Genomic DNA, 14,315 nt, shown 5'->3' with positions numbered 1-14,315 from the left:
TGTGGCAGGGTTTGCGGGAGGTGCTGGGCTGTGAGATGCTGGCGGCGGCAGGGCTTCCCGCGCGACGGGAGTCGCGCGTTCGGCTGACCGTGTGTGCGCGTTCGGCTACTGGCACGCGCCCGGCCACCGCGGGCTGACTCGGGCGAACGTGATGAACTCGTAGTTCCCGCGCTCGAACAGCACGCCGATGTCGCCCCCGGGCAGGATGACGATCGTGGAGTACGCCGATCGTCCCGCTTCGACCGTCGAGGGTGCGCTCCAGCTGGTTCCATTGTCGCACGAGTAGCGCAGCGCCACGTGTTCACGCGCGGCTGCATGCGCCGTGTTGCTGAACACGAGCCACCGCGCGCGTGTGCTGCCGGGTCGCGCATCCGGATCGTAGCGCACGATGGCGCCGTTGTTGGCCGGATCGATGAGCTGGGAGTCGGCGCGCACCTCGCCCCACGTCTCGCCGCCGTCCGCCGAGAACGCGATGAGTCGATGTGGCGTCGCGCGACTGTTGAGCATCACGCGGCCATCGTCCAGCTCCACGGTCTTGTTCTCATCGAGGCCTGGGCCGACGAGCTGTCCTGAGCGCCAGGTGGCGCCGTGATCGTCGCTGAACGCACTCACACCGTAGTTGGCGCCGTTGCGTCGCACCACGTATTGCTGGATCAGTCGTCCGGCGTGTGGGCCGTGCCGCAGCTGAATGCCCTGACCCGACGAGGCAAACATGCCGCCCCATGACGGATCCTTGATCGCCGAGGTGATGCGCCGGTGCTGCCAGGTCCGGCCATCGTCGTCCGACCAACTGTAGTCTGCCTGCAGGACGTCCAGGTCGTCCTCGCGATTGCCACGGGCGGATCCGGTGAATCCCTGGCGCACGGAGGCCACGTGAAAGAGAAAGATTCGTCCGGTGGTGCGGTCCACGAGCAGGCTCGGGTCGCCGTAGCCCAGGGGAGGGCCGCCTGAACGCGCGACCTGACGGGGAAGCCAGGTCGCGCCACCGTCGACGCTTCGACGAACGAGCAGCGCAATGTTTCCGGGCACGTCGGCCATCGACGGCCGGCCGTCGTACGCGGCGATGAGCGTGCCCGCGTTGGACACGGTCAGGGCCGGGATGCGGTACACCGGGTATCCCACGCCGCTCGAATCCAGGTCGACGCGCTGTGTGTTCGCGATTGCCGGAGCCCCGCGGACGCCGGCGGAGCCCTGGGTGGAGCAGCCGGCGAGCAGCAGCCACAGGATCGTCGCTACGGAATTCGTGGGGAAGGATGCCATGGGCCGGGCCAGACGGGGTGAGGTCGCTCCGCGGATTGGCATCGGGAGAATGCCACGGGGCATGGTGCCGGGCCAGCCCGAGAGGCTACCTCTCCGTTTGCCATCAACTCCTCACGAACCGTGACCACCCATGGTGCTCTCGTGAACGTCCCCGTCGAGTTCTATAGGTATGGCAAGCTGGCCTGGCTGTGGCGGCTGCTCATGGCATTCGGGCTCGTCGTTGGTGGCCTGTGTGTTACTGCCGGCGTGTGGTTGCGTGCGCCTGTCCTCTTGCTCGTGGCGGCTCCGCTCGTGCTGCCGGTCCTGTTCTTTGGCCATGCCGTCGCGATTCGCGTCGCTCGCGAGGGTGGGGAGGTAGTGGTGACCACACTGCTGGGGACGCGCCGACGCCTCGCCCTGGATCGCCTTGGGAGGCCGCGATTCTATCTCTGGGCGCAGGCGACCGTTGATCAGGTGCGGGCGCCGCGGGTATGGATTCCGGTGCGCGGCCGGATTCCGGTGTACGTGGACCTGCTGGGCCAGATCGTCGACCGGCCCCTGTTTCTCTCCACGCTCAAGGTGGAAGCTCAGCATGTGCCGGCAACAGGCCGGAGCCGCGAATCCAGGGAGTGATGCGTTGACGCACGAGCTGGTCGACGGGTCGAGGAGGCTTCGTGTTCTGGATGGGCGCATGCTGCAGCGCTACCTTTGGCGCCCGCGGTCCCCGGCCCCGGTGACCATGACTTCACCGCCACTCAATTCCGCGATCGGAGAGGATTAGCATGCACCGCATGATCGAGCTGATGTCCCGAGGACTGCGTGGGGCCCTGCTGTCCGCCGTAGCGCTCTCGGCGAGCGCTGTCGCGGGTGCGCAGGGCAACGGCGCTGCTGCCGCGCCCAACCTCGCGGGCAAGATCCTCACCGTGACCGGGCCCATCGATCCCGCGCAGGCGGGTGCGACGCTCATGCACGAACACATCTTCATCGACTTCAAGGCACCGGCCACAGCCGACGGAAAGCCGGTGCCGCCAACGCCGGGCGACACGGCGCGAAGCGGCGGCCTCACCGACTTCGACATCCAGCTCGCCGAGATCCGGAAGTTCAAGGACGCGGGCGGCGGCACCATCGTCGACGTCACCAACTTCGGGCTGAGTCGCAATCCGGACTGGTTGCGGCGCGTCTCTCAGGCCTCGGGCCTGCACGTGGTGATGGGCGCCGGGTGGTACATGCGCCCGTATCACCCCAAGGACATGAACGAACGCACGGTCGAGGAGCTCACGGCGATTCTTCTGCGTGACATCACGCAGGGCGCGCAAGGAACCAACGTGCGCTCGGGCATCATCGGCGAGGTGGGGGTGGGAGCCTTTGGCGCACGCATTCCGCTCACCGAGAACGAGCAGAAGAGCATTCGGGCGAGCGCGCGCGCGTCCCGTCTCACCGGGGCTCCGATCAGCTTTCACAGCTTTGCGTCACAGGACGAGATGCTGCGTGCACTGGACATCGTGGCCTCGGAGGGCGTCGACCTCAACCACGTCGTGATGGGGCACACCGGCACCGGTGACCTGGCCGCGATGAAGCGGTATACCGATCGTGGTGCCTATGTCGAGTTCGACTACATCGGGAGTGTACGGAGCGCGGACAGCAGCGCCGTGCAGCTCGCGCGCGGCGCCGAACGCCTCGCGGCGAGCATCAAGACGCTGATCGACGGGGGGCTGACGGAGCGCATTCTGGTGGCGCACGACGTGTGCACGCAGGCGCAGCTCACGAAGAACGGTGGCGGCGGCTTCGCGTACATCTCGACGATGGTGGTGCCGGCGCTCAGGAAGCTGGGAGTCACCGATGAAACAATCCACAAGATCCTCGTGGAGAACCCGAGGCGCGTGCTCACGTTCGTGGCGCCGCAGCCGCAGGTGAAACAGGCCGGCGCGTAGTCGCGGGTCGGTGGCGCGGGCGACGAGCCTGAGCGGTGCGCATGGCGTCGTCCGCCCTCGTGACCGGCCGCGCCTGCCTCGCGGAACTCGTTCGGGCTGATTGGCAAGCGGCATCTCACGAGCTGCTCGGTCGAGCGCCCCTCGGGCCCTGAGCGCATCCAGCGCTGGTCGCGGCGCGTCGACCCAAACAGTCGGCGCGCGCCGTGTGGTCGTGGAGCCGCACGGGTCATACAATTCGGAACTCGTTGCCGAGCGGCTGATCGGCGGGAAGGTTCGACCCTTACCATGACCCTGCCAAACCACAAGGAGCCGAACCACCCGCGTGTCGGCATGCTGGCGACGGTCCGCAACCGACGCGGCATTGTCACCGCCGTTGAACCGTACGACGCACCAGGCGAAGGCCGGTTGCACCTCGTACGCGTCGAGTACTCGGGCAGCGAGGGAAGCGCCGAGGACACCGTGCTCTGGGAGCGTGAACGTCATGCGTCGCTCCTCGAACCGACGGCCCTCCCACGTGTGGCCGATGAACCCGCGATGCCACCGGCGGACTTCGACGCTTTGGTGCGCGCCTGCCGCTGGTCCGCCGTCACACCGTTCCCAGGGCCCGGCGCCAGCGCACCCATCGCCGCTCCCGTCTTTGGCGCCGTGCAGGTCGAGGACTTTCAGCTCGTCCCCGTCCTCCACGCGCTGCGCATGCCGCGCGTCTCCCTGCTCCTGGCCGATGACGTCGGACTCGGCAAGACGATCGAGGCGGGCCTCGTCCTCACCGAGCTGCTCCTGCGGCGCCGCGTGCGGCGCGTGCTCATCCTCTCTCCAGCGTCGCTACGACACCAATGGCACCAGGAGATGCGAGACAAGTTCTCCCTGGGCTTCGATGTGGTCGATCGCGACGAGACGCACAAACTGCAGAAGCGCCTCGGGCTCGATGCCAACCCGTGGCGAACCTTCCCGCGCATCATCACGTCCTACCACTACCTCAAGCAGGCGGACGTACTCGAACGCTTCACGTCGGCGTGCCGCCAGCCCGAGGGATCGGCACTCCTGCCGTGGGATCTCCTCATCGTCGATGAGGCGCACAACCTCACGCCGTCCAACTTCGGACATGACAGCGACCTGTGCGAGATGTTGCGGCTCATCAGTCCCTGGTTCGAGCACAAGCTCTTCCTGACCGCCACACCGCACAACGGGCACACGCGCTCCTTCTCCGGGCTTCTCGAGTTGCTCGACCCCGTGCGTTTCACCCAGAAGCCCGAGTTCACACCGGAAGAACGCAAGCGCGTCGAAGACGTGGTGATCCGACGGCTCAAGCGCGAGATCAACGAGAGTGACGAAAAGGCAGGTAAGCCCGCACGCTTTGCGCAGCGCTTCGTTGAACCGGTGCCGCTCTTCTTCGGCGCGCGTGAGCAGCAGCTGGCCAGCGCGTTTGGCGAGTTTCGCCGGGCCGTGCGCGCGCGTGCGGCCGCAGCTAAACGCGCCGAGCAGGTTGCGGGGACGTTTGCTCTCGAAGTGCTCAACAAGCGGCTGCTTTCCTGCCCCACCACCTTCGCCGACTCCTGGTTCCGGTTCAAGGAGGGCCTTGCCGACGCCGAAGCCGCGCACCCGTCGGAGATGGGCGCGGCGATGCGTGCCAGCGAGGAAGACCTTGCTGACGACGGCGAGAAGACCGGCCGCGGACGGCACGCGAGCCGCACGGCGGGCGCGTGGCTCAAGCCCATGGCCGGCGATCTCGTTGAGCAGATCACCGCCATCGACGACGCACTCGCCGCGTTAGGCCTGCGTGGCGATGCCGCCGACGTGCCCCCCGGCGAGGACGAACGCTGGGATCGCCTCGTCGCGCTGGTCAGACATCGCCTGCGCCAGGGCTCGAAATGGCACCCCGACGAGCGCCTCATCGTCTTCACCGAGTACAAGACGACGCTCGATACCCTGCTGCGGCGCCTCAGGCAGGAGTTCAAGGACGATGGTCGCGCGATCCTCGCCCTCTTTGGCGGCGACGACTGCGACCGCGAGGCCATCACCGCGGCGTTCAACGACACCGACGACCCCGTCCGCGTCCTCGTGGCCACCGACGCCGCCTCGGAAGGCATGAACCTGCAGGAGACCGCACGCCTGCTGCTGCACTACGACGTGCCCTGGAACCCCGCGCGCCTCGAACAACGCAACGGCCGTCTCGACCGCCATGGGCAGGCGCGCGACGTCACCATCTTCCACTTCACCAGCAACGACGACGCCGACCTGAGCTTCCTCGGTCACGTGGTGGGCAAGGTCAACGCCATTCGCGAGGACCTGGGCGCCATGGGTGAAGTGTTCGACGCCGCCTTTCAGCGCCGCTTCACCGACCAGCTCGATACCTCGTCGGTCACCGTTGCGCTGGATGCCGATGTCGACCGACGAAGAGGCCGCACCCGCGTTCCGCGCCTCGCCGAAGCCGGCGAAGACGAATCGGAGAGACTACAGGAGTTCTGCCGCGAAATCGACCTCTCGCCCGATTCCCTCCGGCAGACCCTCGACGTCGCTCTCGGCATCAACTTCGGCAGCCCGCGGCTCGACGGCCCGGACGCACGCGGATGCTTTCGTCTCAGGCACCCGCTGCCGCCGCAATGGACCGACATCATCGACGACGCGGTTCGCATCAGTCCCACCGCACGCGTCTCCGGTGCCCTCGCCGCGCTCGCGTTCGATCCAAAGGTCTTCGTAAAGGATCTCGCGGGCAGGCCCGTCTTCAGGCCGGCCAAAGACACGCGACTGCTGCACCTCGGCCACCCGCTCTTTCGCCACGCGCTCGCCATGTTCGCCCGGGCTCGATTCCCGGGAGGACACCAGGGAACCACGGTCAGCCGATGGACCGCCCGCACCGGTGCGATGCCCGACGGCGCAGACGCCGTGCTGCTCCTCACCGTGGAAGAACTCGCGATCAACGAACTGCGCGAGCCGTTTCACCATTGGGTGCGCACGATCCGCCTGCCCGTAAAGAACGGCGTGATCGGCGAGCCGCTGCCACCCATCGCTCCGGCCGATGACCGTCCGCTCGACACCGACGACACGCACCTCGCCGCACAAGCCTCCGACCTCTGGCTCGACGTCGGGCCTGAACTCCCCGCTGTCCTCGAGCGCCTGTCGGCAGACCTGACCACTCGTATGCGCCGAGACGTGACCGAGGCGGCCAAGGCTGCCCTGTCCACCGAAAAGGAGCGCTTCAGGCATCGCCTCAAGGAAGTGGAGCGCGCCATGCAGGAGACGACCCTTGCCCGGCTCGAACGAGAACGCGAGGCTCTGCTGGCCGACCTGCGCCAGGGTGCCCTGTTCCCCGAAATAGCGCGACAACAGGAACAGGAGCTGGCCAACCTCGAAGACGAACTGCATCGCCGGCGTACGCACTACCAGGAATTGCTCGCGCAACTCAAGCGGGAACAGGCGCGCGTGCTGGAGCAACTGCTTCCCCGGCGCTTTGCCCTGCGCGGTGCCGCGCAGGTGTTCCCCGTCGCCATCGAGATCCGCTTCCCCGCGGCTCCTGCCACACGATGACGTCCCCATCCCCGAATCCGGAAACGTGGTGGGCATCGCTCGTCCACGGGGGCATGCTCATTGCCCCCGCGCGCATCGCCGAATCGTTCCCTACCACGGCAGCGCCGTTGCCGGGCCATCTCGCCGATCGACTCCGGCGCGACCTGCTGCGACTTGGCACAAACAATGGCGAGCAGCTCGGCGCCCTGCTCGACCTCGTGTTCGAAGACGTTTTGCAGCTCAAGCCGTCGTGGTGGACAAAAGGCAGCGAGGTGGACGTGCGCTGGTCGATCAAGGCCGTCACCGGCGAGACCCTCAAGCCGCGCCGCGTGTGGCACGCACTCGTCGACTCCGACACCAGCGACAGCCACAGGGAGTTCGTGCTGCCGCTGTTCGTCGCCGATCACGCAGGCGCGGGAGAACGGCTGGGGCGAGGACGGGGACGGCGCGCCGTCTCGCGCGTTACCGAGTGGCTCCGGCGCCTCAATCAGCCGGTCGCCGTGGTCACCAACGGCCGCCAGTGGCGCCTCGTGCACGCCGGCGCCGACTACGATGCGTGGTGCGAGTGGGATACCGATCTCTGGTTCGAGGAAGGGGAGCCTGGCGCGCAGCTCACCGCGCTCCGAACGCTCCTGTCGCCGCAGGCTCTCCAACCACCGCGTGCAGGCGAACACCCGCCGCTCGTTGCCGCCATCCTGGCCTCGCGACGCGGCCAGGCCGAACTCTCCGCCGCGCTCGGCGAACGCGTGCGGCAGGCGGTCGAACGCCTCATCCAGGAGTCGGCAGCCGCGCTCGACGCGGTCGACGGCAACGGGCCGCAACAGGTCTCGCGTCGCGAACTGTACATTGCCGCCACCCGCCTCGTCATGCGCTGCGTGGTCGTGCTCTTCGCCGAAGCGCGCGACCTGCTCCCGCGCGACAACACCATCTACCACGGATGCTACGGGCTGCAGGGGCTGCGCGAGCAACTCGCGCGTCTCGCTGGCGGGCGCGCCGAGCGCCTGCGGCATTCGTTCAGCGCCTGGCCGCGGATGCTTGGACTGTTCGACCTCATTCGTCGCGGATCGGCGCATGAAGCGTTGCCCATTCCTGCATACGGTGGTGGCCTCTTCGAGCCTGGTCATGCGTCGTCGGCCGACGGCGTGTTGCGCGCCATCGCCGCGTTCGAATCACCAGCCAACGCCCCCTCCGACCACTGCATCCACCAGATCCTCGAGCTGCTTACCGTCAGTAAGGTCAAGGTCCGGCAGGGCCGAGCGAGCACGTGGGTGAACGCGCCCGTCGACTTCTCCGACCTGTCGTCGGAGTACATCGGCATCCTGTACGAGGGCCTGCTCGACTTCGAGTTGCATCGCGCGCCGCCTGACGATGCGATCGTGTTTCTCAGGCTTGGCGATGAGCCGGCGCTGCCCCTGTCGCGCCTGGAGCAGGAGATGGCGCCCAAGGTGCTCGCAGAGCTCATCGGGAAGTTGGGAAAGAGCGCCAGGCAGGGCGAGGCCGACGAAGAGGGTGACGACGACGAAGCCGCCGATGGAGCGTTGGGTGACGAGGCCGATGACCGGAGCGAGGGCAGCGACTCGTCGGGCACCGACGACGGTGCGGCCCTCACGAGCGAGAGCGAGGCGGAACCGACTGGCGCGGACGCGGGCGCCGCCGACACCGCACGAGTGATCCGCGAGCGTGCATCGATCTGGGCCGAGAAGGCAGTGAAGGAGGCCAGGCTCGTCCCCTACCCGCGCAACGACCAGGACCCGGTGGTGCGCGATCGCTGGGCCAGCGAAGTACGGCAGCGCGCCCAGTCGCTCTACCGGCTGGTGCTTCCCGGCCAATGGTACCTCGTCCGCTGGGGCGGCACGCGCAAAGGTGCCGGCACGTTCTACACTCGGCCGCAGCTCGCCGTACCCACCGTGCGTCGCACGCTGCAGCCGATGTGTTACACCAGCGTCGAGCAACAGACCGACGCCGCAACGGGCCTGACCACGGTGACCCGCTGGGCGCCGCGGACGCCCGAGGAGATCCTCGCGCTCAGGATCTGTGACCCGGCCATGGGGTCCGGGTCGTTCCTCGTGTCATCGCTGCGCTACGTTACCGACGCGCTGGTGGAGAGCCTGCATGCACACGGCCGCCTGCACGCGCGCGCCGATGGCGCCATCGTCAAGCTGGCCGACGGGCAGCCGCTCGAACACCCCACGCAGGAAACCGTGCCGCTTCCGCTGGAGCACGAGGACTTCGACGATCGCCTGCGCGCGCGGCTCAAGCGGCACGTGGTGGAGCGCTGCATCTATGGAGTGGACATGGACCCGCTGGCCGTTGAGCTGGCGCGCATGGCGCTCTGGATCGAGACCATGGACCGGCGGCTGCCCTTCGGCTTTCTCGATCACAAGCTGCGTTGCGGCAACGCGCTGGTAGGCACGTGGTTCGACCGCTTTCAGGACTATCCGGTCATGGCCTTTGCGCGGGACGACGCCGGCGACAAGGACCACCGCTTTGTGCATCACTATCGCGAATACGAGGCAAAGAGCGGCAAGAAGAAGGGCGAAGTGAAGCGCTCGGGCGATCGCTGGACCCAGGCGTGGAAGGACGTGCGCGACGACGTGATCAAGCCCCAGATGCGCGAACTGATCGAGGCGCGCGGGCCGCAGCTACGCACGGCGATGGTGCAGGACGTGGCCGCCGCGCACGCGGTGCACGACAACGCGCTCGCCGTGTTCCGCAAGCTGCACGACCTGCCGGTCCACGCATCGAGCGAGCGCGAGGAGCTGTTCAGGCACAAGATCGCCGAGAACCCGGAGCTGGCGAAGTTGCGCGACGCCTTCGACGCGTGGTGCGCCATCTGGTTCTGGCCGGGAGACCAGCTGGCTCACGTGCCCACGCCACTGACCCTGCACGACCTGCCTGCCGCGACGCGCGAGATCGTGCGGTCGGTACGCAGCGAACACCGCTTCTTTCACTGGGAGCTGGAGTTTCCGGACGTGTTCACGGACCCGCGCTCGGGCTTTGACGCGATGGTCGGCAATCCGCCGTGGGAGATCCAGAAGCCGAACTCCAAGGAGTACTTCTCCAACATCGACCCACTGTATCGCACGTACGGCAAGCAGCAGGCGCTCGCCGCCCAGCAGGCAATGTTCGAGCGCGACGCACGCGTCGAAGCGGCGTGGATCGGCTACAAGGCGCGCTTCAAGTCGTTCTCCACGTGGAATCGCTCGGTGGCGTTCCCGTTTGGCGACGCGCAGGATGGCGATTCCGCGTTTGCGCTCTCGCGATCCCCGACAGATAGCGCGGCGCTGCACACGTTCTGGCGCACGCAGCGCTCGGCGCGTGCCGGATATGCCGACGAGGAGCATCCGTACCGTCACCAGGGCTCGGCGGACATCAACACCTACAAGATGTTCGTGGAGGCTGCGCGCGCCCTGCTGAGGGACGACGGTGTGCTCGGCTTCATCGTGCCGTCGGGGATCTACACCGACAAGGGATCGACGGAGCTGCGGCGGCTGTTGCTGGAGCGCAATCGGTGGGAGTGGCTGTTCGGGTTCGAGAACCGGCAGAAGCTCTTCGACATCGACAGTCGCTTCAAGTTCAACCCGATCATCGTGCGCAAGGGCGGGCAGACCACGGCCATTCGCACGGCGTTCATGCATCGCGCGGTGGAGGACTGGCAGGAGGCGGAGCGGCACGTGCTGGCCTATCCGCGGGAGCGGGTGGCGCAGTTCAGCCCGCGGTCGAGCGCGATTCTGGAGATTAGGTCGGAGCGGGACCTGGCCGTGCTGGAGAAGATGTACCGGAACTCGGTGCTGCTGGGTGATGAGGGGCCGGACGGGTGGGGGATCAGGTATACAAGGGAGTTCGATATGACAAACGACTCCAAGCTCTTTCCGCCGCGGCAGGAGTGGGAGCGGAAGGGGTACAGGCCTAACGAGTACGGGATGTGGATCGGGCCGGACGGGGACGTGGCGCTGCCCTTGTACGAGGGGAGGATGATCGGCCAGTTCGATTTCAGTGAGAAGGGGTGGGTGCGTGGGAAAGGACGCACGGCGGTGTGGCGGGAGATCCCGTGGGACAACAAGGTGATCGAGCCGCAGTACCTCATGGCGGTGAATGACTACGCGGCACGTTCGGATCGCGCGAGTGGTACAAAGGTCTCTCACATGCGGATTGGTTCAGCTACCAATGCGCGTTCAACGATCGCGAGCGTGTTGTCAGACGTACCCACGGGCGACACCGCAGCGATCTTCTGGACCTCAAGTACCGAGAGCGACCTCGCACTCGTGGCTGTGCTGAATAGCCTCCCGTTTGACTTCGTCATGCGGGCGCGTTTGGGAGGTCTCCACCTTGACTATCACGTCTTCGATGCGAATCCGCTCCCGAACCGAGAGGCGGCGACGCAGCTACTCTCTGAAGTCTCGGCTCGCTTGAACCTCCCCCATGTAAGGTGGAGTCGGACCTGGAGGAGTGTCTCGCACCGTCGAGATCAAGCTTGGCGCCGCCTCTGGGCCGTTGCTCCCCACGAGCGGAGGAGACTGCGCGTGATCGTTGAGGTACTATCCGCTCACACCTATGGCCTCGAGGTTAGCTCGCTGAGTTGGCTACTCAACGAGTGTGACCAGGCACGAGACTTCCTGGGTTCCGACACGTTTGCCCGGACGGTAGATCCGAAAGGCTTCTGGCGCGTGGACAAAGACAAGGACCCCGAACTCCGTCACACCGTCCTCACCCAGGTCGCCTTCCACGACCTCCAACGCCTCGGCCTCGACGCATTCCTCAACCAGAACGACGGCGAAGGATGGATGCTTCCCGAAACCCTCCGCCTCGCCGACTACGGCCTCGGCCACGACGATCGCGCCCGGGAACACCAGCCTGTTGCCTCCCGCCTCGGTCCCCGCTTCTTCCCGTGGCAACTCGAGCAAGGCGTGGAAGAATCGTGGGACGAGTGCGCCCGGCACGCCGAGCGCATCGACGCGCTCCTCGGCGGCGCGTCGAGCGCCGCGGCCACGGCCATTGAATCGCACGCAACATCCAGCACCGAGCTGGAGAAGCCCACCGACGGCGTGACCGATCTGTTTGGCCAGCACGCCGCGCCGCCAAAGAGCCGCCGCCGGCGATAGTCTCAGCCAATGACTAACGGAGACGAACAGGTTCCGGACGACAGCGCGCGACGGAGCGCCCTCGACCTGTTGCTCGAAGGCGGCATGGCCGCCGATGCCGTCGACCACGCGCGCCAGGTCGCGATGATCACCTCGATCGTGGCCAGCGCGTTCGAAGACGCAGGAATGCAGGTCACGCTCGTTGGCGGTTCGGCCATTGAAGTGCACGCACCGGGCATCTTCAAGTCCGGCGACATCGACCTCGTGATCGAGGCGCTTCGCGGACCGACTCAGCGAGACCGCCTCGACCCCGTCTTTGCCCGCCTCGGCTTCGAACGCTCCGGCCGGCACTGGAAACGCGGCGAACTGTTCGTGGAGGTGCCATCGCTCGAGATGTCGGACCCTACGCAGCTGGTGCGCGTCGGCCTTTTTCCGCTGCGTATCGTCGTAAGGGAAGTGCTGCTCTCGGACCGCGTGGTGGGCTTCAAGCATTGGAAGCACACATCATACGGCGAACAGGCCATCGAGATGATCGTCGCGTTCGGGAAGGATCTGGACACCGCGTCACTCCGGGATCGGCTGCGACGGGAGTCCGCAGTCGACGCCTTCGAAGCCCTCGAGGGGATGGCTGCAGCCGGGAAGGTCGTGACCGAGGAGGCCCTCCAGGCGTTACTGGAACAATTGCACGCCCTTGGGCGTTAGCTTCAGGCAAGAGCACCGATCGCACATGAACACCATCCGCCTGCCGAACCTCGAGCTGCTGTGGCCTGAGCGCATTGCGCGCCTCCGGGAGCTTCAGGCGCGCACCGACGTCACGGGCATGACGCGGCCCCCTCGCGATCCGGACGAGCGAGCGTTTCTCACGGCCACGGGTCAGCTGGGCCCCTTCAGGGAGTCAGGGTCCGCGCCTGTCCGTGCGGCCGTCCAAGCATCTCGGTAACGAGACGGTGCTCGACCCGATAGCCGCGCACCAGGAGCCGACCGAGGCCGACTGCAACGTAACACTCGCACCGATCCACCCCGGAGCGCACCTCGCGGAAGAGCTCGAAGCCATCGGAATGAGTGCTGCCGAGCTCGCGCGTCAGCTCGCCGTTCCCCCCAACCGCATCACCCGCGTTCTCAAGGGAACGCGCGCGATCACAGGAGACACCGCCCTCCGCCTCGGCCGCTTCTTCGGCACCAGCGCCGAGTTCTGGCTCAACCTTCGGAACCTGCACGATCTGCGGGTCGCTCATCGACGCAAGGGCAGGGAGATCCACGCGCTTCCTACGCTGCAAGGCTGGAAGGCATCACGCCGTGGCTCCGAAACCTGACTGAGGAACGCGTTCGAGCTGGTGCGGCTCGCGATCACGGGTAAGCGCTGTTCCTCCGCGGAATCAGCCGTCGCTCGCCTCGCCGTCACCATCGACGTGCCAGAGTAGCGAAACAACCTGCTCCAGCCGGTCGATCCGGTACGTGCTCTCAAGCAGCTCACCGCGCATTTGCCGCGCGTGTGCGAGCCATGACGCGAGGGGCACGGCCAACGGCGCATCCGAGAACTCGTCGGACCGGTACCCCGCCGACGCGAGCGTGTCGCTGTGCAAACGGTCTGTTTTCCCCGGCAGATAGAGCTTGAAGCCGCTGGATCGAGCCGTCCAGCTCACGCGGCCATTCGCACTCACCACGAGCGCCGCGGCCTGGCGCGTGGTGTGGACCATGCGCAGCGCCGCTGCGAGTATCGACACGTCGTACCACGCTGCGCTTGCCAGGTCCTTCGCCGAGGCCACCGAAATCGCGCGCGCGTCCACGTCTTCGCCAAAGAGCCGCGCCGGCATGAGCAGCTCGCTCGCAAAGTCGTTCGCTTCCCATTCGAGCAGCTGAGGGCCACCCTCCCACGCGCGGAGGTCAGAGTCCGTGCACCAGCCGTTGACATCCTTGTGCGACGGGATGTGAAAATGCCCGAGTTCGTGCGCGATGGTGAAGCGGCGCCGGCCGCCCACCTGGTCACTCGGGACCATGATGCCGCTACTACCACTCGTCCGCACCAGGCACCCCGCGTGCCCCGGATGCTCGACCTTCGACGTCTCGAGGTCGATGTCATCCTCGGCCAGGATCGCTTCGAGGTTGCAGCAGCGCACGTCCAGGAGGCCGCGCGCCTGCCGGAAGAGCTGCGCGACGCGCCGTCCGTTCCGTTCCTGACCGTTCGCTCCCACCCCCGGCCGCCGCGGCACGCTACTTCGCGCTCTTGCGGCTCTGCTTCTGCCGAAGGTATGCGGCGAAGTCCTCCAGTTCCTTCTTCGCCTCGTCCGAGAGTCCGCGGTAGTTGCGGAAGTGCGCCAGCTCTCCGGGCGTGAGCGACTCGACTTCGCCGCCGACGAGGTGTGCAACCGACACGTTGAGCGCCCTGGCGATCTGGCGCAGCATGTCGAAGGACGGGTTCCGCTCCCCCGCTTCGATCTGCGAAATCGCCGACTGCGACGTCCCGACGGCGCGCGCGAGGCCAGACTGGCTCAGGCCGACTTGGCCCCGGATCTCGCCGATTCGCTTGCCAATGTCCATGGTGATACCTCCGTGCCTGATA

9 protein-coding genes are annotated in these 14,315 nt (G+C 66.9%); 6 read left to right on the top strand and 3 right to left on the bottom strand.

Annotation, left to right across the window (positions count from 1 at the left end; translation table 11 throughout):
* Positions 1-105: 105 nt before the first annotated feature.
* Positions 106-1,260: an exo-alpha-sialidase gene (locus IT361_02945; GenBank protein ID MCC6316624.1), complete on the bottom strand. Its 1,155-nt coding sequence runs from the start codon at positions 1,258-1,260 to the stop codon at positions 106-108.
* A gap of 141 nt (positions 1,261-1,401) precedes the next feature.
* On the opposite strand from IT361_02945, the gene IT361_02940 reads away from it, so the two are divergent.
* The 6 genes from IT361_02940 (at position 1,402) to IT361_02915 (ending at position 13,068) form a co-directional block, all read left to right on the top strand.
* On the top strand, positions 1,402-1,872 hold the full coding sequence (locus IT361_02940; protein ID MCC6316623.1) for a hypothetical protein: 471 nt from the start codon (positions 1,402-1,404) through the stop codon (positions 1,870-1,872).
* 149 nt (positions 1,873-2,021) lie between these two features.
* On the top strand, positions 2,022-3,170 hold the full coding sequence (locus IT361_02935; protein ID MCC6316622.1) for a TatD family hydrolase: 1,149 nt from the start codon (positions 2,022-2,024) through the stop codon (positions 3,168-3,170).
* Positions 3,171-3,500: 330 nt separating this feature from the next.
* Positions 3,501-6,695 (top strand): DNA helicase, encoded by a 3,195-nt coding sequence (locus IT361_02930; protein ID MCC6316621.1) that lies wholly within the window; start codon positions 3,501-3,503, stop codon positions 6,693-6,695.
* Positions 6,692-11,776 carry a hypothetical protein gene (locus tag IT361_02925; GenBank protein MCC6316620.1) on the top strand — a complete coding sequence of 1,695 codons (5,085 nt, stop codon included), beginning with the start codon at positions 6,692-6,694 and terminating at the stop codon, positions 11,774-11,776. Before IT361_02930 ends, IT361_02925 begins: the two co-directional genes overlap by 4 nt.
* A gap of 9 nt (positions 11,777-11,785) precedes the next feature.
* On the top strand, positions 11,786-12,457 hold the full coding sequence (locus IT361_02920) for a hypothetical protein (protein MCC6316619.1): 672 nt from the start codon (positions 11,786-11,788) through the stop codon (positions 12,455-12,457).
* Between the two features lie 257 nt (positions 12,458-12,714).
* On the top strand, positions 12,715-13,068 hold the full coding sequence (locus IT361_02915; GenBank protein ID MCC6316618.1) for a HigA family addiction module antidote protein: 354 nt from the start codon (positions 12,715-12,717) through the stop codon (positions 13,066-13,068).
* Positions 13,069-13,131: 63 nt separating this feature from the next.
* Here IT361_02915 and IT361_02910 read toward each other — a convergent pair whose 3' ends face one another.
* Together IT361_02910 and IT361_02905 are read right to left on the bottom strand one after the other, a co-directional pair.
* On the bottom strand, positions 13,132-13,965 hold the full coding sequence (locus tag IT361_02910; protein MCC6316617.1) for an ImmA/IrrE family metallo-endopeptidase: 834 nt from the start codon (positions 13,963-13,965) through the stop codon (positions 13,132-13,134).
* A 1-nt stretch (position 13,966) separates the two neighbouring features.
* Positions 13,967-14,293 carry an XRE family transcriptional regulator gene (locus tag IT361_02905; GenBank protein ID MCC6316616.1) on the bottom strand — a complete coding sequence of 109 codons (327 nt, stop codon included), beginning with the start codon at positions 14,291-14,293 and terminating at the stop codon, positions 13,967-13,969.
* Positions 14,294-14,315: the final 22 nt, after the last annotated feature.

The organism is Gemmatimonadaceae bacterium (assembly GCA_020846935.1).
Classification (GTDB): Bacteria; Gemmatimonadota; Gemmatimonadetes; order Gemmatimonadales; family Gemmatimonadaceae; genus RBC101.
This window is presented reverse-complemented; position numbering and strand designations above follow the sequence as displayed.

Coding starts and splice junctions, on each gene's coding strand:
- IT361_02945 (MCC6316624.1), bottom strand. CDS start 1,260: ATGGCATCCTTCCCCACGAATTCCGTAGCGACGATCCTGTGGCTGCTG.
- IT361_02935 (MCC6316622.1), top strand. CDS start 2,022: ATGCACCGCATGATCGAGCTGATGTCCCGAGGACTGCGTGGGGCCCTG.
- IT361_02930 (MCC6316621.1), top strand. CDS start 3,501: ATGCTGGCGACGGTCCGCAACCGACGCGGCATTGTCACCGCCGTTGAA.
- IT361_02925 (MCC6316620.1), top strand. CDS start 6,692: ATGACGTCCCCATCCCCGAATCCGGAAACGTGGTGGGCATCGCTCGTC.
- IT361_02920 (MCC6316619.1), top strand. CDS start 11,786: ATGACTAACGGAGACGAACAGGTTCCGGACGACAGCGCGCGACGGAGC.
- IT361_02905 (MCC6316616.1), bottom strand. CDS start 14,293: ATGGACATTGGCAAGCGAATCGGCGAGATCCGGGGCCAAGTCGGCCTG.